This is a genomic window from Salinivibrio sp. VGrn1 (assembly GCF_009377995.1).
Classification (GTDB): domain Bacteria; phylum Pseudomonadota; class Gammaproteobacteria; order Enterobacterales; family Vibrionaceae; genus Salinivibrio; species Salinivibrio siamensis.
Genome location: NZ_SATA01000004.1, coordinates 285,409 through 307,396, shown reverse-complemented (window position 1 = coordinate 307,396; position 21,988 = coordinate 285,409). Strand labels below are relative to the sequence as shown.

At 53.3% G+C, this 21,988-nt stretch carries 20 protein-coding genes and 1 other RNA gene; 12 read left to right on the top strand and 9 right to left on the bottom strand.

Features of this window, described 5'->3' with window-relative positions:
- The first annotated feature begins 282 nt into the window (after positions 1-282).
- Positions 283-663: a ribonuclease E inhibitor RraB gene (gene rraB / locus EHW56_RS08850; RefSeq protein ID WP_077578682.1), complete on the top strand. Its 381-nt coding sequence runs from the start codon at positions 283-285 to the stop codon at positions 661-663.
- 69 nt (positions 664-732) lie between these two features.
- On the opposite strand, the gene EHW56_RS08845 is transcribed toward rraB, so the two are convergent.
- The 5 genes from EHW56_RS08845 to pepA form a co-directional block, all read right to left on the bottom strand.
- A complete protein-coding gene (locus EHW56_RS08845; protein ID WP_077667368.1) occupies positions 733-1,257 on the bottom strand; it encodes a GNAT family N-acetyltransferase in 525 nt (174 codons plus the stop codon).
- Between the two features lie 219 nt (positions 1,258-1,476).
- Entirely contained in the window at positions 1,477-1,860 is a 384-nt protein-coding gene (locus tag EHW56_RS08840) for a DUF2061 domain-containing protein (RefSeq protein ID WP_077606068.1), read from the bottom strand.
- A gap of 232 nt (positions 1,861-2,092) precedes the next feature.
- A complete protein-coding gene (locus tag EHW56_RS08835) occupies positions 2,093-4,951 on the bottom strand; it encodes a valine--tRNA ligase (RefSeq protein WP_152795078.1) in 2,859 nt (952 codons plus the stop codon).
- A gap of 18 nt (positions 4,952-4,969) precedes the next feature.
- Positions 4,970-5,500, bottom strand: coding sequence for a DNA polymerase III subunit chi (locus EHW56_RS08830; RefSeq protein WP_077606070.1), 531 nt, complete (start codon positions 5,498-5,500; stop codon positions 4,970-4,972).
- Positions 5,501-5,651: 151 nt separating this feature from the next.
- Positions 5,652-7,163: a leucyl aminopeptidase gene (gene pepA, locus EHW56_RS08825; protein ID WP_152795076.1), complete on the bottom strand. Its 1,512-nt coding sequence runs from the start codon at positions 7,161-7,163 to the stop codon at positions 5,652-5,654.
- A gap of 191 nt (positions 7,164-7,354) precedes the next feature.
- Here pepA and lptF point away from each other — a divergent pair, with 191 nt between their 5' ends.
- Together lptF and lptG are read left to right on the top strand one after the other, a co-directional pair.
- A complete protein-coding gene (lptF, locus tag EHW56_RS08820) occupies positions 7,355-8,455 on the top strand; it encodes an LPS export ABC transporter permease LptF (RefSeq protein WP_046073952.1) in 1,101 nt (366 codons plus the stop codon).
- Positions 8,455-9,528, top strand: coding sequence for an LPS export ABC transporter permease LptG (gene lptG, locus EHW56_RS08815; protein ID WP_152795074.1), 1,074 nt, complete (start codon positions 8,455-8,457; stop codon positions 9,526-9,528). The genes lptF and lptG overlap by 1 nt, the downstream gene beginning before the upstream one ends.
- Positions 9,529-9,615: 87 nt before the next feature.
- Here lptG and EHW56_RS08810 read toward each other — a convergent pair whose 3' ends face one another.
- Genes EHW56_RS08810 through EHW56_RS08795 form a run of 4 tightly spaced genes read right to left on the bottom strand, consistent with a single transcriptional unit; the run spans position 9,616 to position 12,956 of the window.
- The gene (locus tag EHW56_RS08810) at positions 9,616-10,146 is read right to left on the bottom strand and encodes a BON domain-containing protein (protein ID WP_102505675.1); all 531 of its coding nucleotides are present in this window, start codon (positions 10,144-10,146) and stop codon (positions 9,616-9,618) included.
- Between the two features lie 3 nt (positions 10,147-10,149).
- Positions 10,150-10,740 carry a phosphoheptose isomerase gene (locus tag EHW56_RS08805; protein ID WP_046073955.1) on the bottom strand — a complete coding sequence of 197 codons (591 nt, stop codon included), beginning with the start codon at positions 10,738-10,740 and terminating at the stop codon, positions 10,150-10,152.
- A gap of 3 nt (positions 10,741-10,743) precedes the next feature.
- Positions 10,744-11,109 (bottom strand): YraN family protein, encoded by a 366-nt coding sequence (locus EHW56_RS08800; RefSeq protein ID WP_046073956.1) that lies wholly within the window; start codon positions 11,107-11,109, stop codon positions 10,744-10,746.
- Positions 11,106-12,956, bottom strand: coding sequence for a penicillin-binding protein activator (locus tag EHW56_RS08795; protein ID WP_227486505.1), 1,851 nt, complete (start codon positions 12,954-12,956; stop codon positions 11,106-11,108). The genes EHW56_RS08800 and EHW56_RS08795 overlap by 4 nt, the downstream gene beginning before the upstream one ends.
- Before the next feature lie 61 nt (positions 12,957-13,017).
- Between EHW56_RS08795 and rsmI the strand changes: the two genes are divergently transcribed.
- The 9 genes from rsmI to mraY all read left to right on the top strand — a co-directional run bounded on the left by rsmI (position 13,018) and on the right by mraY (position 21,988).
- Positions 13,018-13,875, top strand: coding sequence for a 16S rRNA (cytidine(1402)-2'-O)-methyltransferase (rsmI, locus tag EHW56_RS08790; RefSeq protein WP_046073958.1), 858 nt, complete (start codon positions 13,018-13,020; stop codon positions 13,873-13,875).
- Positions 13,876-13,929: 54 nt separating this feature from the next.
- Positions 13,930-14,310: RNase P RNA component class A (rnpB, locus tag EHW56_RS08785), an RNA gene on the top strand.
- Between the two features lie 251 nt (positions 14,311-14,561).
- A complete protein-coding gene (gene mraZ / locus EHW56_RS08780) occupies positions 14,562-15,020 on the top strand; it encodes a division/cell wall cluster transcriptional repressor MraZ (RefSeq protein ID WP_046073959.1) in 459 nt (152 codons plus the stop codon).
- Between the two features lie 16 nt (positions 15,021-15,036).
- On the top strand, positions 15,037-15,987 hold the full coding sequence (gene rsmH, locus EHW56_RS08775; RefSeq protein ID WP_046073960.1) for a 16S rRNA (cytosine(1402)-N(4))-methyltransferase RsmH: 951 nt from the start codon (positions 15,037-15,039) through the stop codon (positions 15,985-15,987).
- 3 nt (positions 15,988-15,990) lie between these two features.
- Positions 15,991-16,320, top strand: coding sequence for a cell division protein FtsL (gene ftsL, locus EHW56_RS08770; protein WP_046073961.1), 330 nt, complete (start codon positions 15,991-15,993; stop codon positions 16,318-16,320).
- On the top strand, positions 16,317-18,083 hold the full coding sequence (locus tag EHW56_RS08765) for a penicillin-binding transpeptidase domain-containing protein (RefSeq protein WP_172970006.1): 1,767 nt from the start codon (positions 16,317-16,319) through the stop codon (positions 18,081-18,083). Before ftsL ends, EHW56_RS08765 begins: the two co-directional genes overlap by 4 nt.
- Positions 18,076-19,542, top strand: a complete 1,467-nt coding sequence (murE, locus tag EHW56_RS08760) for a UDP-N-acetylmuramoyl-L-alanyl-D-glutamate--2,6-diaminopimelate ligase (protein ID WP_152795070.1) — start codon at positions 18,076-18,078, stop codon at positions 19,540-19,542. The genes EHW56_RS08765 and murE overlap by 8 nt, the downstream gene beginning before the upstream one ends.
- Positions 19,539-20,906, top strand: coding sequence for a UDP-N-acetylmuramoyl-tripeptide--D-alanyl-D-alanine ligase (gene murF / locus EHW56_RS08755; protein ID WP_152795068.1), 1,368 nt, complete (start codon positions 19,539-19,541; stop codon positions 20,904-20,906). The genes murE and murF overlap by 4 nt, the downstream gene beginning before the upstream one ends.
- The gene (gene mraY, locus EHW56_RS08750; RefSeq protein WP_046073965.1) at positions 20,906-21,988 is read left to right on the top strand and encodes a phospho-N-acetylmuramoyl-pentapeptide-transferase; all 1,083 of its coding nucleotides are present in this window, start codon (positions 20,906-20,908) and stop codon (positions 21,986-21,988) included. The genes murF and mraY overlap by 1 nt, the downstream gene beginning before the upstream one ends.

The following is a 21,988-nucleotide window of genomic DNA, read 5'->3' as shown; positions in this document are numbered from 1 at the left end:
CAGCGCTTTGCACACACGGGAGGTGTACTCACCGGTTAGGTGGGAATGCAGGCCGTTTGCACAGGGTGGGCGTGTCTCATCTCTTCCTTGGATGCTCGAATAATGACAACCTTCTCGGGGGAGGTCAATGTTACAAATCACTAACAATCTCGCCGGACTAGCAAGGTCACAGAAATTTCATTAACTTGGCGGTTTTCTCATCAGTGACACTATGATGGAACGTGGCATTTTTTGCTAAACCGTGCCATATTGCGCCCGTATTCATTTTCTGGAGTCGCGTCTATGTCACAGGCTGAACTTATCGAACAACAACACCAAGAAACGCGGATGATCATCGAGGAGCTTCTCGCCGATGGCAGTGATCCTGATGCGCTGTATACCATTGAGCACCACCTGTGTGCCGATACCTTTGAAGCGCTGGAAGATGCGGCGGTAGAAGCCTTTAAAATGGGCTTTGAAGTGGCCGAGGCTGAAGAGCTTGAGCTGGAAGAGGGCGGCACTATTGTTTGCTTTGATGCAGTGATGGAAACGGCCTTGAATGCTGAGCGCATTGATGAGCAAGTTGAAAAGTTGGTGGCGTTAGCGGATAAGCACAACATTGATTACGACGGCTGGGGCACTTACTTCGAATCGGATGAAGACGACGCTCCCGAGAGCGAGTAACGCGCGATCGCCGAATAAAACATACTGATTAAAGCCACGTTAACGTGGCTTTTTTTGTGCCTAGTGGGGTTAGAGCGTCTTTATCATGGTGACTTCACAGCTATCGTGACCGGTGTTGCCCATGCGCGCACACGGGGTAAAGCCGAGTGATTGATACAAGGCAATGGCGGCGGTGAGGTTGGCGGTGGTCTCGAGATAACAGCGTTGATAGCCCCATGCACGCGCTGTTTCCATCGCCTGAATCGCTAATTGTTTCGCCATCCCTTTGCCTCGCAGTGCTGGCAAAAAATACATTTTTTGTAGCTCGCACACGCTATCGTGTCCAGGCAAAGGGGCAATACCGCCACCGCCGAGGATCTCCCCATCGGCTTCAATCACCCAATAGGCCGCTTGCGGGTGCGTATATTGCTCGCTAAGGCAGTCAAGGGTGGGATCAGCGACGCTAAACCCGGCATCGGCACTGAGACCATGCTCGGCAGAGACGCGACGAATCACATCGGCAATCGCAGGGTTATCGTTTGGTGTCATTAAACGCACGGTTAAAGGTGCGTGTGAGCTTGGCTCGTGTAAATCTTGGGGCCTATCCTGGGCCATGAATACACTCCGAATTATATATGTATCAATAAATTACCTCACCAGATGGCTTTTCACAACGCGGCGTGTTTCTGCAGGAAAAGCTGGCAGGGGTTGATAGCAATATTGACGGAGCCGAGGTAAACGTCTGTGAAGCGAGAATCAAGGAGATACTGCCTTTTAATCGCTACCAGTGGTCCCCGCGATGTGAGTTATACCGTGCTTAAACTGATGGTTTTTTTAATGATGATGCCCCAAGTGAAGCGGTGCCGGTTTTACCGCATGGCGGCGCTGCCACACCTTTTCATGGAAGAAGTACGCCAAGGTGTTGATGCTCGGCTCAACCAGCGCCAGTGCGCCACCGACTAGCCAATCGCCACTGATTAAATAGCCCACCAAAAAGGCAACGTTAAAGTGTATCACCGCAAAGCTGGCCGTTTTGACCGCTGGGCGCGCTTGGCGGCTAAGCTGCCAGAGTTTTTCATGAAGATAAAACGCGCCAGTATTGACGGTGGGCTCGGTCATCGCAATCAGGCTGCCAATGATGATATCGCCGGTTAGCACATAGGCCACGGTAAAGGCGATAGAAAAGTGGATAGCCGCAAAACTGAGTGTCTTCTTCATGGTGTAGCTCCTTATTGGCAACACGCGTTTAATCAACACTGACAGTATGTCGTGTCTTTGTCGATAAATAAAAACGGTTCTCACTATCTTTTACATAGAGCAGAGCTATCAACGGCGATCAGTGCTAGGGATAACAAGCGTTTAAAAGCTGACCAAGCCAAGGTTGCGCTGAGGTGGGATATAAAAAAGCCACACCGAGCGGTGTGGCTTGATAGGCTGAGTGAGCCGAGGATTATAGCGCGGCGATCGTCGCTTTTTGCTCGCCAAGCTTGGTGAGGCTCTCACGGTAGCCGTCGAGCTTTTCACGCTCTTTCGCCACCACGGCTTCAGGTGCTTTGGCGACAAAGCTTTCGTTGCCCAGCTTGCCTTCAACACGCTTGATTTCACCTTCGACTCTGGCGATTTCTTTATCCAGACGTGCTAACTCGGCGTCTTTATCAATTAAGCCCGCCATCGGGATCAAGATCTCCGAGCTGCCGACCAACGCAGAGGCACACGCAGGCAAGGTTTCGCTACCGTCAAGCACGGTGAAGTTGCCGAGTTTTGCCAAGGCATTCAAGGTGGTGCGGTTGCGGGTGGCACGCTCAGCATCACGGCTATCCGCGGCTTTTAGCATCACTTCAAGCGGCTGGCTTGGCGCAATGTCGTATTCTGCGCGCAGGTTACGGATGCTGACAATAAACTGCTTCACCCACTCAATGTCTTCTGAGGCTTGCGCGTTAATACGGCTGGCATCAAATTGCGGCAACGGCTGGTTCATAATGGTGTCGCCGTCGACACCGTCAACCAGTGGTTTGACGCTCTGCCAAATCGCTTCCGTGATGTATGGGATCACAGGGTGCGCTAGACGCAAGGTTTTTTCCAAGACGGTGATCAGGGTGTAACGGGTCGCACGTTGCTGTGCGTCGTCACCTTTCCACAGTACGGGCTTGGTGAGCTCTAAGTACCAGTCACAGAACTGGTGCCAGATAAACTCATACAAGACACCAGCCGCCATATCGAGACGATAGTTGTCGAGGTGAGTGTTGAAGTCTTTCGCAGCTTGCTGGAACTGAGACTCGATCCACTGATCGGCCAATGAGAATTGCATCTCGCCGCCGCTCATGCCGCAATCTTGCTCTTCGGTGTTCATCAGCACGTAACGGCTGGCGTTCCACAGCTTGTTACAGAAGTTGCGATACCCTTCAAGGCGCTTCATGTCCCAGTTGATGTCACGGCCGGTTGAGGCCAATGCCGCGAGGGTAAAGCGCAGTGCGTCGGTGCCGTGGGCTTCGATACCATTCTCGAAGGTTTTACGGGTCGCCTTTTCAATCTTTTCTGCCAGCTTCGGCTGCATCATATTGCCGGTGCGCTTGGCAACCAAGTCATCAACACTGATGCCGTCAATCATATCGAGCGGGTCGAGTACGTTGCCCTTGGATTTTGACATCTTGGCGCCACTTTCATCGCGGATAAGACCGGTCATGTAAATGGTCTTAAACGGCACTTGTGGCTTGCCGTTTTCATCTTTGATGAAGTGCATGGTCATCATGATCATGCGCGCCACCCAGAAGAAAATGATATCAAAGCCTGATACCAACACATCGGTGGGGTGGAAGGTTTTCAGTGCATCGGTGTTTTCTGGCCAGCCTAGGGTACCGAAAGTCCAAAGCGCGGAGGAGAACCAAGTATCCAACACGTCTTCGTCTTGGCGCAGCGCGACGTCGTCGCCAATCTGGTTATCGCGACGCACTTCGTCTTCGTCACGGCCCACATAGACATTGCCTTGATCGTCGTACCACGCAGGAATGCGGTGACCCCACCAAAGCTGACGTGAAATACACCAATCTTGCACATCACGCATCCACGCGAAGTACATGTTCTCGTACTGCTTAGGCACAAATTGGATATCGCCGTCTTCAACAGCTTTTACCGCCGGCTCTGCTAATGGCGCGGTGCGCACATACCACTGGTCGGTCAGCATTGGCTCAATCACTACGCCGCCGCGATCGCCATACGGCACGGTCAGATCGTGATCTTTAATTTCATCCAATAAGCCCAGCGCATCAAATTCGGCCACGATCGCTTTACGTGCGGCAAAACGCTCCAGGCCTTGGTAGTTTTCTGGCAGGGCACTATCGAACGCATCACTTGGCTGGCCTTTATGGTCAAATACTTCTGCTTGATCGCGAATGTCGGCGTTCAAGGTCAGGATGTTGATCATCGGTAGCTGGTGGCGCTGGCCGACTTCGTAGTCGTTAAAGTCGTGCGCGGGGGTGATTTTCACACAGCCGGTGCCTTTTTCCATGTCGGCGTGCTCATCGCCCACAATTGGGATGCGACGATTGACCACAGGCAGCAATACGTGCTTGCCAATCAGGTCTTTATAGCGCGGGTCTTCTGGGTTGACCGCAACACCGGTATCGCCCAGCATGGTTTCTGGACGAGTGGTGGCCACCACGATGTAGTCTTTGCCTTCGGCGGTTTGGGCGCCATCAGCAAGTGGATAACGGAAATGCCACATGTGGCCTTTCTTGTCTTTGTTTTCCACTTCTAAGTCAGAAATGGCCGTGTGCAGCTTAGGATCCCAATTCACCAGGCGTTTACCGCGGTAAATCAAGTCTTCTTGGTGCAGGCGAACAAACACTTCTTTGACGGCATTGGAAAAGCCTTCATCCATGGTGAAGCGTTCGCGATCCCAGTCGACAGAGGCCCCTAAGCGGCGCAATTGTTGAGTAATGGTGCCACCAGATTCGCCTTTCCATTGCCAAATTTTGTCAACAAAGGCCTCACGACCGTAATCGTGTTTGGTTTTGCCTTCTTCGGCGGCGATCTTGCGCTCCACGACCATCTGCGTCGCGATACCGGCGTGGTCCGTTCCCACTTGCCATAGGGTATTTTTGCCCTTCATCCGTGCGGCACGGGTCAGGGTATCCATAATGGTATCCTGGAACGCGTGGCCCATATGCAGGCTACCGGTCACGTTTGGAGGCGGGATCATGATGCTGAATGCATCTTTGCTGGTATCACCATGAGGTCGGAAATAGCCCGCCTCTTCCCAGCGCTGATACAGCGCTTTTTCGATTGATTGTGGATTATATGTCTTTTCCATAGCGCTCTTGAAAGATCGTCAAGGTTTGGGCGATTGGTCGATGGCCAGGGTATGAAGTTGCAGGCCTGCCAGTCGGTATGCTTTATATCGGTGACGCGCGTGCTGTTTGAGCGTCTCATCGCAAGGGACGAAGTCTACCACTTGTGCAAACGAAGGCGCAAAATTTGATGGCTCTGTCGCCAAATTGATAAGCACGCTGCGATGACCCGTATGACGTACGCCAGGCCAGCCGATTTCCACCGGTGCGCCGCCTCGCGGCCCTTCACCGACCAAGTTATGGGGCAAAAATACATCCGGGTCACGTTGCCACAGTAGATCATCGAGTTGATGCGCTTGGGCTTGGTCGTGCGCGGCCAGGTAAATGCGTTGCCCTTGTTGATAGTAGTAAAAAGCCAGTTCGATAGCGGTTGCTACTATGATTTGTGTGTCACGTTGTTGCGTGTCACTGTCTTTGCTTTCACGCGCTTGCTGTTCGGGTGTTAGCCCCGGGCGTTCGGTATCGTCGGCTGAATCAGTCGGCGATAGCAAATAAAAGGTGGCGGTGGGCATATACGCTCCTAAATATGAGAAACGGCCTCCGTCCCAAAAGCAGGGTGTCCGGGTAGCGCGAGCCCAACAACATAGCCGATTGTGCGCACTGACACCAGTATTGAATAAAGCGTGAACAAAAAAAGGAGGCCGGTTGGCCTCCTTGTGTTCGTTACTCTTCCACTTCTAGGCCAGAGCGGTTAAGTAGGAATTGCACCAACAATGGCACGGGGCGGCCGGTTGAGCCTTTTTCTTTACCGCCGCTTTTCCATGCGGTACCCGCGATATCCAGGTGCGCCCAGTTGTATTTCTTGGCAAAGCGTGACAAGAAGCACCCGGCGGTGATGGTGCCGCCACCTTTACCGCCAATATTGGCCATATCGGCAAACGGGCTGTCGAGCTGCTCTTGGAACTCGTCAGCCATTGGCAGACGCCACGCTCGGTCACCGGCTTGCTCTGAGGCGTTAATAATATCGTGCGCCAATGGGTTTTGGTTGGCAATCAAGGCGCTGATGTGGTGGCTCAAGGCCATGATGCACGCGCCCGTTAAGGTCGCCACATCGATCACACACTCTGGCTCATAACGCTCGACATAGGTGAGGGCGTCACACAGTACCAAGCGGCCTTCGGCGTCGGTGTTGAGCACTTCTACTGTCTGGCCTGACATGGTGGTGAGAATATCACCCGGACGATAGGCTTGGCCGTCTGGCATGTTTTCGCAGCCTGCCAGCACCCCAACAACGTTAATCGGTAGGTTGAGCTCGGCCAGCGCGCGCATTACCCCAAACACGGAGGCAGCGCCACCCATGTCGTACTTCATTTCGTCCATGTTGGCGCCAGGCTTGATGGAAATGCCGCCCGAGTCAAAGGTTAGGCCTTTACCCACCAATACAATCGGTTTGGCGTCTGGGTCAGGGTTATTTTTGTACTCCATGATCGACATCATCGACTCATTTTTTGAGCCTCGGCCAACCGCCAAGTACGAATGCATGCCCAGTTTTTCCATTTCTTGCTCGCCGATGATACGGGTTGTGACCGTTTCATAATCGTCGGCAAGGCGACGCGCTTGCGAGGCAAGGTATGCCGGGTTGGCCACGTTCGGTGGCATGTTGCCCAAGTCTTTACAGGCGTTAACGCCAGAGGCAACCGCCAATCCGTGCGCGATGGCGCGCTCACCCAGGTTCAGCTCACGACGCGTTGGAACGTTGAACACCATTTTGCGCAGTGGGCGGCGAATTTCTGGCTTAACGCTTTTGAATTGGTTAAAGGTGTACAGGCTGTCTCTGGTGCTTTCAACCGCTTGGCGCACCTTCCAATAAGTGTCACGGCCTTTGACATGCAGCTCGGTTAAGAAGCAGACCGCTTCCATTGAACCGGTTTCATTGAGGGTGCTGATGGTTTTCTTGATGATTTCTTTATACTGACGTTCACCGAGCTCACGCTCTTTGCCGCAGCCGACCAACAATACGCGCTCTGATAGGACATTCGGGACATGGTGCAGCAGGAGCACCTGGCCGGGTTTACCTTCCAGATCACCGCGGCGCAGCAGTGCGCTGATGTAGCCGTCGCTGATTTTATCAAGCTGCTCGGCCACAGGGGAGAGGCGACGAGGCTCAAACACACCGACGACAATACAGGCACTGCGTTGCTTTTCGGGGCTACCGCTCTTTACACTGAACTCCATTTGTACTCCTAGATCCTAAAGACAATTGAGACCAAATGTTGGATAATGCCGCCTCTATGTTGTTGAACGCTCTAAATGCGCCCGGATTAGCCGGCGGTCAACAAATGGCCGAAAGATTAGAAAACAACTAATTAAACCAGAAACTATAGTTATTCGAGTAAAAAAACAAGTTTTCCATAGGTGCCTTCGCTTTGATAATTGTTCGATATTTGATCCGGGAGACGGTTAAGACGCAAGTTGCAGTCTTATTTGTGTTATTTCTGGTCTTTTTCAGCCAAAAGTTCATCCGTGTGCTGGCCAATGCCACAGAAGGATCGATCCCCAGTGATCAAATTATTACCTTAGTGGGTTTGTACATGCCGTCCATGGCAATGTTGATGTTGCCGCTTAGTTTGTATATCGGGATCTTGATCACTTTTGGCCGTTTGTATGCTGAGAGTGAGATCACCGTGATGAATGCCACCGGGATCGGCAATGAGTTTCTGATCCGCGCGGCGCTTTACTTGGCCATCATTACCGGCTCGGTGGCCGCTTTTAACGCACTCTGGCTAACACCGTGGGCCAATAACCAAGAGTTGGAAGTCATGGAGCAGCTGGAAGCTAAATCAGGGCTTGAGTTGCTGGTGCAAGGACAGTTTCAAAGCGCCCCCTCGGGCGAGGCGGTGATTTTTGTTGATAATATTGAAGATGATGGCCAAACCCTGAATCAGGTATTTGTTGCCCAGCCCGTGCCGCGTGACTCCTTGTTGCCCAACGTGGTGGTGGCGGATAAAGGCTATGTTTCTGAGCTCGACGATGGCCGCCAAGTACTGGACTTGGTCGACGGCACCCGCACTGAGGGGCTGCCGACCCAGCTTAACTATGGCGTGACCACCTACGAGAACTATCAGGTCTTAATTGGTCAACGCGAGGTGCGCGAGAAAAGCCGCGATTGGGACGCGGTGCCTACCTTGCAGCTGTTTGGTGAGTCGAGCTTGAAAGCACGCGCTGAGCTACAGTGGCGTATTTCCTTGGTACTGTGTATTCCATTGATGACCATGATTGTGGTGCCATTGTCGGCGGTGAATCCGCGTCAGGGACGATTTGCCAAGCTCTTCCCCGCTATTTTGATTTATTTGGCGTACTTTTTGTCGATCAGTGCGGCTAAATCAGCGGTCGAAGACGGCGATCTCCCGGCACAAATTGGGCTTTGGAGTGTTAATGTCGCCGCCTTGTTATTGGCCGTCGTGCTTGCCGGTTGGGACTCGCTACCGGTGCGAAAACTCAAAGCTAGCGTAAAAGGATCTGCCTGATGTTTCGCATTCTTGATTGGTATATTGGTCGCACCCTGATTGGCACCTCCTCCTTGTGTTTGGCGACTCTGGTGGGATTATCAGCCATCATTAAATTTGTTGAGCAGCTGCGCTCGGTGGGTGATGGCACCTACACCATGGGTAAAGCCATTTTATACGTGGTATTGAGTGTCCCCCGTGACATTGAAATGTTTTTCCCAATGGCGGTATTGCTGGGTGCCTTGATTGGTTTAGGGATGCTGGCATCCAGCTCCGAGCTGGTGGTGATGCAGGCAGCGGGGATCTCTAAACTGCAGATTGGCATGTCGGTGCTCAAAACCGCGATTCCCTTGATGCTGATCGTGATGGTGCTGGGCCAATGGGGCGCGCCCGATGCGCAAAAAGCCGCGCGTGAGTTACGTGCTATCGCTAAATCAGGCGGCAATGTGATGTCGGTACGGCGCGGCGTATGGGCGAAAGACGGCAATGACTTTATTTATATCGCTCGTGCCGATGAGCAAGATAATCTCACGGGTGTGAGCATCTGGAAGTTTGACGATCAGCAAAACATGACCAATGTGGTGTTTGCTGAAAGTGCCGATTATCTCAACCAAGATAGCTGGATGCTCAAAGACGTCACCATTACTCGGATGCAAAAGCGCGAAGCGATTTCTAAGGTGCAGCAAGATCAACTGGTGTGGAAAACCACTCTCACGCCAGACAAACTGGCGGTCGTGACGGTAAAACCCGAGGAGTTATCCTTATCAGGCTTGTACAGTTATGTGACTTACTTACGAGCTTCTCAGCAAGATGCCTCGCGCTATGAGCTCGCCTTATGGCGAAAAGCCGTCCAACCCTTGTCGATTGCGGTCATGATGTTGCTGGCGCTCAGCTTTGTGTTTGGCCCACTGCGGAGCGTTACCATGGGGGCACGCGTGCTCTCTGGGGTGATTTTTGGCTTTGGCTTTTATATTGCCAATGAGGTCTTTGGGCCAATGAGCTTGGTATACAAATTACCGCCAGCGATTGGTGCCATTACCCCAAGTGTGATTTTCTTAGTGATCACCTTACTGCTGCTCCGGCGTAAGTTGTAGTGCTGTATCTTTTAGACGAAATAAACAAGGCCAAGTGACATCCTTGGCCTTTTACTGTCTGTGACTAAACGGAAGTGTTACCTCTCACTAGTCCTTATATTGGAAAGCTTTGATCACGCGCTCAACGCCACGCACATTGCGGGCGATATCCACCGCTTTGTCCGCTTGCGCTTGGGTCACTGCCCCCATTAAAAACACTTCTCTGGCTTCAGTGATCACCTTGATGTTGACCGAACGCAACTGATCATCAGCCACGAATGCTGCTTTGACGCGGGTTGTGAGCCAGCCATCGGTGCTGATATCGGCAAGGCCAATCATCGGTGCGTCGCGCACTTCGTTATAGACTACGTCGACATTATCTAACGCGCGAATCCGCTCAACCAGTTGCTCGGTCAGAGCCGGATCGGTGCTTTGCCCCACTAACAGCGCTTGCCCTTGAAAAGCGGCCGCTTTTGCTCGAATTTTGTTCCTAAACGGTGGCTTGTTGACAATCCCAGCGGTGTTTAGGCCAATTTGCGTGTCCTGCCACTCCTCGCCAGTGGTGCGTGGATCGGAAGAATACACGGTGGAACACGCTTGCAAGGCAAGCGCAAATATCAAGGTGACTATCAGGCGCATGATTTATTCTCCGTGAGAGGGGAAGAGCACCTGATCGATAAGATCGCACAAGCAATGCACAGTGAGTAAGTGCCCTTCCTGGATCCGTGCCGTACGTTGTGATGGGATACGGATTTCTACATCGCGCTGTCCGAGCAAACCGGCCATCTCTCCCCCGTCTTTGCCGGTCATTGCAATAATCGTCATATCACGGGTAACGGCCGCTTCCATGGCTTTTATGATGTCTTTACTGTTACCACTGGTAGAAATCGCCAGCAAGATATCGCCAGCTTGTCCCAACGCACGAACTTGCTTAGAAAACACTTCATCATGACTGTAATCGTTGGCCACCGCCGTTAAGGTGGTGGTGTCTGTGGTCAGTGCTAACGCTGGCAAACTCGGACGCTCGGTTTCAAAGCGATTAAGCAGGCAAGAGGCAAAATGTTGCGCGTTGGCCGCGGATCCGCCATTGCCACAGCAAAGAATTTTGTTGCCGTTAAGCAGGCTTTGTACCATCACCTGTGCCGATTGTGACAGATACTCAGGGATCGCTTCGGCAGCAGCAATCTGGGTTTGAATACTTTCGGTAAAGCTCTCTTTGATGCTCTCTAGCATGACTTACCCTTGAACAATGTTTTTAATCCAGTTAACCGCCTCAACACTGCCATCAAAGGTGACGGCGTCAAAGCGAAATTCTGTTTGTGTACTTTTCACCCCGTGGCACTGCATCCAGCGCTCTGCCGCGAGAATTAAACGCTTTTGCTTAGCAGCGGTAATACTGGCCGCTGCGCCACCAAAACCACGTCCGCGGCGAAAACGAACCTCAACAAACACCAAGCAGGTGCCGTCTTGCATCACCAGATCGATTTCCCCGCGGCGACTGTGCGCGTTTTTATCTAAAACACGGAGCCCATGACGAGCGAGGTATTGGCAAGCTTGTGCTTCGTAAGCTTGCCCTGTTGCCCTAGTCGGCGAACCTGTCACTGCCCGTCCTGTCTCGTTTGGTGGTTAACCGGCTCGATGTCTGTTTTACCAAAGCGCGCCCAGTCTAGTTGTCGATGAATAACACAGTGCTCAGCGAGTGAGAGCTGACCGGTCTGGCCGCTAAACTGATAACCGGGCTGTGCCTGCATCTGTGGCAACCCTTTTAGTAGGCCGTATGCGTCCATCCCAAGCGCGTGTAAACGTGTGGTGTTATTGCTCGGCGATGGGTGGCGCTGTTGGTAACGCTGGTACGCTGCGCTTTGCGGGCTAATAAGCAGCGGAATATCACTAAACTCTATGCCTTGCAGTTCGGCTAATTGTCCCATGCCGTCTGCGCGGTTGTTGCTGCGCGAGCTCGCGTACAGCTTGGGTGGCTGGACATCTGGGTTGATAGCAACTTCGATAAATGGCTTGAGCAAGGTGAGCTCAGCGGCGCCGGCGACCATATAAACCGCATCAATGTCACGCCGACTGCGCGCTTGCGATTGCAAAGGCAAGTCGGTGAGCTGTTTCATTTGAGCGATTCGGCGCTGGCTCGCGTCCAAGCCGAAAATATCACGGATGCGTGCTTGCATCTTATCACGATCACCCAGCGGTGCGCGCTCTACGTCTGTATCCGTCAATGATTGCCAGCGCGCGGAGAAAGCATCACGCATCCGCTGACCAAAGGCAGAGTCAGGATAGAGCACCAGTGGGAATTGATACCCTTGCTGGTACAAGCGATCAGCTGCTTGCGCCGCTTCTTGTTCGGGCGACAAGGTAAAATAGCATACCCCTTGCTGATAGTTGTCATCCGTGGGTTCATTCAGTGCCAACAAAGGCACTTGCCCGGCAATGGCGTTGCTGACGGCGGCGACTTTATGTTTTTGCAGCGGCCCAACCACAAAATCAACGCCGTCATGGGTAATGCGTTGGGTGAGCGTTTTAACGTCTAGGGCGTTGGTGTCGTAAAAACGGACTTCAGGGCGTTGCTCGCTATCAGCATCTAGCATGGCTTCGACAAAACCATCGCGAATCGCATCCCCTTGCTCAGAGAATTTGTCGGTCAATGGCAGCATCACACCAACGCGTGTTGGTTGGGTGATGGTCAATGCTTGGATATCGGCCAAGTTATCAGGGAGATATTGGTTTGCTGGATGCGCAGGATGCGACGCTAAATACGCATCCAGTTGGTTTTGCATCTCAGCCACATCGCCGGTGTAACGGCGAGCGATATCAAGTAAATCAACCCAGCCTATGAGAATGTCATCGTCGCTGCTTTGCAACTGTTTGATTTCACTTTGACTCAGTAGCTGTAAATCTTGCCACAAGGTATTCCATGCCTGCTGCGCGTCATCGGCGTTGGCATAATTCGCTAATTGGTACTGGTTTTTTACCGCGTCGAGCGTCTGATCTTGCTGGCGGGCAATCTTAGCCTTTTGCTGGTAAAAGCGGACATACTGATTGTCGTTAAGTTGCCAGTCAGGTGAAAGCGCCAGCACCTGATTGGCGTCGGCAAGTTGGCCGGTTTGTGCGTAAAAGCGCGCCCGAGCCAGTGTCCACTCAATACGCTGCTCGGTATTGAGTTGGCGTTCTGACAAGCGCTGCAATAGCACGTCCGCTTGGTTAAACTGCTGCTCGTTAATCAGCGCTTTGATCGCCAGTAGATACCAGTCGTTTTGCTTCTCGCCTTGGCTGGTTTCCGCTTGCAACAGGTAAAATGTCGAGTTCTCTGTTGCTGGCTGACTGATGACATCACGCGCGGTTGGCGTGGTGGACGGCGCACTACATGCAGCCAGCGCTAACGCTAGGGCTACAGGGGTGATAAGTCGTGTTACACTTTGACGCTTCTGGGTAAGTTTAACCATGAACATGTTTCAACCGTGACAACGTTGCCCCTATCTTAATCGCCGAAGGGTTGTTAAACAAATGACTGATGCAAATCTATCCGACCATGCTCACCCCACGCTGTACATTGTGCCGACACCGATAGGCAACTTGGCGGATATTACCCAGCGTGCTCTCGATGTATTAGCCAGCGTGGATCTGGTTGCCGCCGAAGATACACGGCATACCGCACGATTGCTTTCGCATTTTTCTATTAATGCCAAAACGTTTGCCTTACATGAGCATAATGAACAGCAAAAAGCGGCAGCGTTATTAGCGCGTTTACAACAAGGTCAGTCGGTCGCATTAGTCTCGGACGCGGGGACACCACTGATTAGCGACCCAGGCTACCACCTTGTCACGCAATGCCGTGAAGCTGGCGTGAGAGTGGTGCCTTTACCTGGCGCTTGCGCGGTGGTCACCGCATTAAGTGCCTCTGGTTTGCCTTCAGACCGCTTTAGTTTTGAAGGGTTCCTGCCCCCGAAGACAAAAGCACGTCAAGATACGTTCCGCGCGTTGGCCGATGACCCTCGCACCTTGATTTTCTATGAATCGCCGCACCGGATTCGCGATAGTTTGGCGGATATGCGTGAAGTGCTGGGTGAGGCGCGCCGCGTGGTATTGGCGCGTGAGTTGACCAAAACCTTTGAGACCATTCATGGGGCGCCATTGGGCGAACTGATTGAGTGGTTAAACGAAGATGCCAATCGGCTTCGCGGTGAAATGGTGTTACTGGTCGCGGGCCACCGCGCCGATAAAAACGCCTTGCCGTCAGCAGCCTGTCACGCGCTGAGTTTGTTAGCAGCTGAGTTACCACTCAAAAAAGCAGCGGCATTGGTGGCGGAATTGTATTCGGTTAAAAAGAACGCACTCTACAAATGGGGCCTAGAGAATTTGTAGCTGAGCGTGATTTACCCTGGCTTGCGTGGGTATTCTTCTATATACTCCCCCGCTCGAGTTGGCCGGGTAACCGCTGCTTTATTGATGTCCCACGGGAGACTGATGAAGGGGAGGAAAGTCCGGGCTCCGCAGGGCAGGGTGCCAGGTAACGCCTGGGAGGCGCGAGCCTACGACCAGTGCAGCAGAGAGTAGACCGCCGATGGCTTTTCGGAGCACAGGTAAGGGTGAAAGGGTGCGGTAAGAGCGCACCGCGCGACTGGCAACAGTTCGTGGCACGGTAAACTCCACCCGGAGCAAGACCAAATAGGTCCCTATTGGCGCGGCCCGCGTTTGGGGACGGGTAGGTTGCTGGAGCCTGTGAGCAATTGCAGGCCTAGACGAATGGTTACCGCCGTTTTTACGGTACAGAACCCGGCTTACAGGCCAACTCACCTCATTATCGGGCGAGCCTTTTGGGCTCGCCCTCTCTTTTTCAGCGTTTGAGTCAGACGATTTGGTTATAACCTCATGTAGCAGATTGGCTAACTCAAGGATTAACCCGCTGAAATATCTCTTTAATCTCCCTAAGTGTGATCCTTGTCACTGTCATGGCTTGCTTGACTTTCTTTTTACCTGCTACGTACACTTCTGGGTGGGAAAATGTGGTGTAAAGTGGATAATCTTGGTGAAAAAGGGAAAATAGCGCCATGCTACGCGGCGTCAGTGCCATATCGGTCGACAAGAAAGGGCGGCTTGCCCTACCCACTCGCTATCGCGATGGCTTAATTAACCATTGTGACGGCCAGTTTGTGTGCACGATCGATCACCAGCTCCCTTGTTTGGCCTTGTATCCCGTCCCGGAGTGGGAAGTGATAGAAGATAAGCTTGCACAGCTATCGAGCTTTCAGCCAGCAGAACGGCGTTTACAGCGGTTGCTACTCGGTCATGCGTTTGATTGTGAGATGGATAGCCAAGGGCGACTCTTGCTGTCTGCGGCGTTGCGTCAATATGCGGGGCTTGAGGGCAAAGCGATGCTGGTGGGCCAACTCAACAAGTTTGAGATTTGGGATGAGCAAACATGGCAGGCACAAATTCGCCAGGATATGGACACACAGGCGGAATCAACCCCGATGATCAGTGAGCGGTTAGCAGACCTCTCTCTGTAAATAATGAAGTGAACTTATGTCAGAACAATATACCCATGTTTCCGTCCTATTGAACGAATCGGTAGACGGCCTTGCGATAAAGCCAGACGGTATTTATGTCGATGGTACCTTTGGTCGCGGCGGTCATTCCCGTCATATTTTGTCTCAACTGGGTGAGAACGGGCGCTTATACGCCATTGATCGCGACCCTCGTGCGATTGAAGAAGCCAACACCATCGACGATCCCCGCTTTCATATTATCCATGGGCCGTTTTCTGACATTGAAACTTACTTGAGTGAACGTGGCTTGAGTGAAAAAGTCGATGGGATCTTGCTCGATCTTGGCGTGTCGTCTCCGCAGTTGGATGATCCTAGCCGCGGATTCAGCTTTATGCATGACGGCCCTTTGGATATGCGCATGGATCCGAGTTCTGGTCAGTCAGCGGCGCAGTGGTTAGAAACTGCCAGCCCAGATGACATTGCTTGGGTGTTAAAAGTGTTTGGCGAAGAGCGCTTTGCTCGCCGGATTGCCAATGCGATTGTCCGCCATCGCGAGGACGAGGAGGCGCCGGCGCTGTCTACGACCAACCAACTGGCCAAGTTGATTGATAATGCGGTGCCGTTTCGAGAAAAGAAAAAACACCCGGCAACGCGCAGTTTCCAAGCGATCCGCATTTATATCAACAGCGAGCTCGATGAGATTGAGCAAGCGCTGCAAGGCGCGTTGGCAAGCCTCGCCCCCGGTGGCCGTTTGTCTGTGATCAGCTTTCACTCGTTAGAAGATCGGATGGTGAAGCGCTTTATTCGCAAACAAAGCAAAGGTCCAGACGTGCCTAAAGGGGTGCCTTTAACCGAAGCACAAATTGCCGAGATGGGCTCAGCCGCGATGAAACCGATTGGTAAGGCGGTTAAGCCCTCTGCGAAAGAGGTGGAACACAATGCGCGTGCGCGTAGCTCGGTGTTACGCGTGGCGGAGAAATTAGGGTAAATCATGGAGCCGCGTCCCAGCCTCGCCAAACAAATTCGTCAGGACGTGCTGGCCATCGGTAAGTTGCCGTTGGGTTTGTTGGTCGCGGTGCTGATATCAGCGATCGCTGTGGTGTCAATGACGCAATCGACGCGCAGTTTGATTGCCAAACAAGATGCACTGCTTGAGCAGCGCGAAACGCTTGAAGTGGAGTGGCGAAATCAGTTGCTGGAAGAAAATGCGTTGTCTGAGCACAGCCATGTTGAGTCGGTCGCGCGTGAGGATTTTGGCATGATTCGACCAACCAGTGATAACGAAGTGATCGTAAAACGGTCTTTGAGTAATAGCCGGTGAAAAAACGTTCTAGTAAGCCAGCCAATCGCCGTACGCCAAAAGCACCACCTGTGCTCATCCAGTGGCGCTTTGGCCTTATTTGCGTGTTTATTGCATTTGCCTTAGTGGCGCTGGTGGCGCGTGCGGCGTATATCCAAGTGATTGAGCCAGACAGGCTGCGTCATGAAGGGGATTTACGCTCAGTGCGCGTGGAGCAGGTGCATTCCGCGCGTGGGATGATTGAAGACCGACAAGGTGAGCCGTTGGCGGTCAGTGTCCCCGTGCAAGCAGTGTGGGCCGATCCGGTGACTGTGTTTAAACACCAAGGGCTGAACAACGTTGAGCGCTGGTATGCGCTGGCCGACGTGCTGGGTCTAGACCGCCAGGCGTTGATTGACAAGATTCAAGCGAACCGCAAACGGCGTTTTATTTATTTACAGCGTCAAGTGCGTCCAGCAATGGCCTCGTATGTGAACAAGCTCGACTTGCCCGGTGTGGGACTGAAAGCCGAGTCTCGCCGTTTTTATCCTAGTGCGGAGGTGAGTGCCCACTTAGTGGGAATGACGGGGATTGACGGCCATGGCCTGGAAGGCATTGAACGCCGGTTTGACGACTGGTTGGCCGGTGAGCATGGCAAACGTACCGTGCGTAAAGACAGATTTGGTCGTGTGGTTGAACATATTGCCACTGAAGACAAAAAAGAAGGCCAATCACTCACGCTCAGTATCGACCAGCGTTTGCAAGCCATTGCCTACCGGGCGATTAAGCAAGCGGTGGCCGACTATCGCGCCACGTCTGGCTCGTTGGTGATGGTGGATGTGAAAACTGGCGAAGTGATGGCGATGGTTAACGCCCCCTCTTATAACCCTAATAATCGCAGCTCGCTGAAAAGTTTTAATATGCGCAACCGCGCGATCACCGATGTGTTTGAGCCTGGATCAACCATGAAGCCCTTTGTGGTGCTTACCGCGTTGGAAAACGGTGTCGCGGATATGGACACCGTAATTGATACCGGCAATGGCATCATGCAAATCGGCGGAAGCCGCGTGCGGGATGTGTCCAAAGTGGGTAAAGCCAATCTCGCGCGGATCCTCAAAAAGTCGAGCAACATTGGTGTGAGTAAGCTGTCCTTAGCGATGCCAGTGGAGACCCTGTTGGGCGAGTACGGTAGCTTTGGCTTGGGAGCCAGTACCGGTGTCGAGCTTGTGGGTGAGTCGGTGGGCCATTTTCCTTCTCGCCGTCGTTGGTCCGATTTTGAACGAGCCACCTTGGCCTTTGGTTATGGCCTGTCGGTGACCCCGGCGCAGCTTGCACGCGCTTACGCTACCCTCGGCGCCTTGGGGATCAATCGACCGCTGAGTATTTTAAAGCGTGAAGGGGTGACCGAAGGCAAGCAGGTTGCGTCGCGTGAGAACGTTTATAAAGTGCTGCAAATGTTAGAAGGCGTGACGCAAGAGGGCGGAAGTGCGCGCCGTGCTGCGGTGGACGGTTACCGAGTCGGGGCGAAAACCGGTACGGCCAAAGTGGCGGTAGCGGGCGGTTATGGCGATGAGTATATCGGCTATACCGCGGGCCTTGCGCCGATCAGCAACCCAAGGCTAGCGATGGTGGTAGTGATCAACGAGCCACAAGGTGACAAGTATTACGGTGGCCAAGTGGCGGCGCCGGTGTTTTCGGATGTGATGAAAAGTGCGCTCCAGATCTTAAACATTGCGCCGGACGCGGGCACAGGCCCCGGGCTGCAAGTGGCAAAATATGCAAGTGAAGTGAACCGGAATGAATGATTTAAACCAATGGCTGAGCCCGTGGCTGGCGGATGTGCCCAGCCTCTCGGTCCAGCAAATGACATTAGACAGTCGCCAAGTCGGTGCCGGTGATGTATTTGTGGCGGTTCAAGGTCACCAGGTTGACGGTCGCCAGTTTATTCAAGCAGCGATTGAGGCAGGCGCGGCGGCCGTGGTGCAACAAGGTGAAAACGACCAGATAGCCTGGCGTGATCAGGTGCCAGTGATCAGCTTGCGCGCGTTACCTCATGCCCTTTCGGCGATGGCGGCGCGCTTTTATCAGGATCCTCAGCAACACCTCGGGTTGATTGGTGTCACCGGAACCAACGGTAAAACCACGGTGTCGCAACTGATTGCCCAATGGCTAGACGCTTTAGATCAACGCACAGCCGTGATGGGCACCACGGGGAACGGCTTTATTGGCGCGCTTAAAGCCGCTGACAACACCACTGGGGACGCGATTAGCATTCAAGCCCAATTAGCCGATTTCGTTCAGCAAGGTGCCCGGCATGTGGCGATGGAAGTGTCATCGCACGGCTTGGTGCAAGGTCGCGTGGCCAGCCTTGCCTTTGATGCCGCGGTGTTTACAAATTTAAGTCATGATCACCTTGATTATCACGGCACCCTCGACGCCTACGCCGAGGCGAAAAAGCAACTGTTTGAGTTAGGCTCGCCACTTAAAGTCATCAATGCGGATGATACGGTGGGTCGCACTTGGCTCAAGCAATGGCCAGACGCTATCGCTGTCGCCATGACCACCTCCTCATTAGATGGACATGCAGGCCCGTTTGTGCGCGCAACCTCGGTCGCCTATGCCAGCGACGGTGTGCGGGTACAGGTCGACTCATCGTGGGGGCAAGGCGAGATCCAAGCAGCATTAGTGGGAGATTTTAATGTCAGCAATTTGCTGGTGAGCTTGGCCACCTTATTGGGGCTGGGCTATCCGTTAGCGCCGTTATTGGCCGTGAGCCCGCAGCTGCAAGCTGTCACAGGGCGGATGGAGGTTTTTCTCGCCGCTGACAAACCGACAGTCGTGGTTGACTATGCTCACACGCCCGATGCGCTGGAGAAAGCACTGCTTGCGTTGCGACGTCATTGTAAAGGCGCGCTGTGGTGCATATTTGGCTGTGGCGGAGACCGTGATACACGCAAGCGGCCGTTAATGGCCCGCCTCGCCGAACAGCATGCCGATCATACGGTGTTAACCAATGATAACCCTCGCAGCGAAGCGCCTGAAGCCATTACTCAAGACATGCTTGCGGGCATGGAGGCGCCAGAGCGCGCATGGGTAAAACATGATCGCGCCGACGCGGTGAGCCAGGTTATTCGCCAAGCGAAAGCCGAGGACATTGTTTTGGTCGCAGGCAAGGGCCATGAAGATTATCAAGTGTTGGCGCACGGCAAGGTGCACTATTCCGACCGAGAGACGGTGGCGGCGCAACTCAAGGAGTTATCATGATTCGGACCTTACTCGATACCCTCGCGCACGCGGTGAACGCGACGATTTTACAACGTGAGTTGATACCGGCGAGCCCGCAAGTTGATGCCATTACCACAGATACCCGCGAGCTTGGCGAAGGGGCGATGTTTGTTGCCCTGAAAGGGGAGCGCTTTGATGGCCATGACTTTGCGGCTCAAGCCAAAGAGGCCGGTGCGGCGGCGATAGTGGTCGATCGTCCGCTGGATGTGGCGATCCCTCAATTGCTGGTGGAGGACACGCGTATTGCCCTTGGCCAACTCGGGGCGTGGGTGAAAAGCCAGTGTCAGGTGTCCACCATTGCCATTACCGGCAGCTGCGGTAAAACCACCGTGAAGCAGATGTTGGCGGCGATCCTCGCGCAAAAAGGACCCACGTTAGCCACTGCGGGTAATTTCAATAATGATATCGGTGTGCCGCTGACCCTGTTTCGACTGACGCCAGAGCACCAGTATGCGGTGATTGAGCTGGGCGCGAATCATATTGGCGAAATCGCTTATACCACCGCGTTGGTTAAACCCGATATTGCCATGGTGACCAACTTGGCCGCGGCTCATCTTGAGGGATTTGGCTCATTGGAAGGGGTGGCGATTGCCAAAGGAGAGATCTACCAAGGCTTACCAGAAGGTGGCATTGCTCTGGTCAATCAGCACAGCCACGGCGACGAAAAGTGGCAAGCGGTCTTGGCTGACAAGCAGGTGATCCCCGTCACTGACACTGAGGCGGCACCACTGAGGTTGCTAGATAGCACGCTCACTGATTCGGGCTGTTATCACATGACCTTGAGTGACGGCCAGATACAAAGAACCGTGACCTTGCCTCTACCCGGATTGCACAATATTACCAATGCGCTGATGGCAGGCTGTGCGGCCATGCAATTACCAGGCGTGGCGTTGGACGATGTGGTGAGTGGCTTAGCGGCGATGGAAAATGCTGCGGGACGTACCCAGGTCACTGAGCCTCGACCAGGCTTGAGGTTGATTGATGACACCTACAACGCCAGTGTGCCGGCAATGAAATCCGCGATTGATGTGCTGGCCAGCTACCCAGGCGAAAAGTGGCTCATTGTGGGCGATATGGCTGAGCTTGGGCAATACAGTGAACAAATGCATCGTGAAGTGGGAGAGCATGCCGCGCAAGCGCAGTTACACCAAGTTTTCACGACTGGAAACGATAGCCGTGTGATCAGCGAATGCTGTGGCGGTAACCATTTTGATAGTAAAGAGGCGCTCATTGCGCATGTCGTAGCCATGATAAATACACAGACACCTAACACCATTCTTATTAAAGGCGCTCGCGGGATGGCGATGGAAGCCGTTGTTGCCGCCATCAAGGAGGCTTGCTAATGCTTTTATGGTTAGCGGAAGCGCTACAAAACCTTTTACCCTCGATGCGGTTGTTTGAATACCTGACGTTCCGAGCGATTGTGAGTGCATTAACCGCACTGTTGTTCTCGCTATGGGCCGGGCCGCGTTTGATTAAACGCCTGCAATCGATGCAAATTGGCCAAGTGGTCCGTGAAGAAGGCCCTGAATCTCATTTTAGCAAGCGCGGTACACCGACCATGGGCGGGGTACTGATCGTCGCGGCCATCAGTCTGACGGTCTTTTTATGGGCGGACTTGGCCAACCCATATGTATGGGCGGTGATGGTTGTCCTGCTTGGCTATGGCGCGGTGGGATTTGTTGATGATTACCGCAAAGTGGTACGCAAGAATACGGATGGGCTGGTCGCGCGCTGGAAGTATTTCTGGCAATCCGCCATTGCGTTAGGCGTGGCGTTTGCCCTCTATGCGCACGGCAAGGACACCGCAGCCACTCAGTTGGTGGTACCGTTTTTCAAAGATGTGATGCCGCAACTTGGCCTGTTCTATGTGGTCTTTACCTACTTTGTGATTGTGGGGACCAGCAATGCGGTGAACCTGACGGATGGCCTCGATGGGTTAGCGATCTTGCCCACCGTGATGGTCGCCGGTGGGTTTGCCTTTATTGCTTGGGCGACAGGGAATGTGAACTTTGCCAGCTACCTGCATATTCCGTATATCCAATACAGCAGTGAGCTGGTGGTTGTTTGCGCCGCGATTGTTGGGGCTGGCCTTGGCTTTTTGTGGTTCAACACTTACCCAGCTCAAGTGTTTATGGGGGATGTGGGCTCGCTGGCATTAGGCGGTGCGCTAGGCACGATTGCGGTACTGGTGCGTCAAGAGCTGTTGCTGATCATCATGGGCGGGGTGTTCGTGATGGAGACGGTGTCGGTGATCTTGCAGGTTGGCTCCTATAAATTGCGCGGCCAACGTATTTTCCGTATGGCACCGATTCATCACCACTATGAGCTAAAAGGCTGGCCGGAGCCGCGGGTAATCGTGCGCTTTTGGATCATTTCGTTGATGCTAGTGCTCATTGCACTGGCCACGCTTAAGGTACGCTAA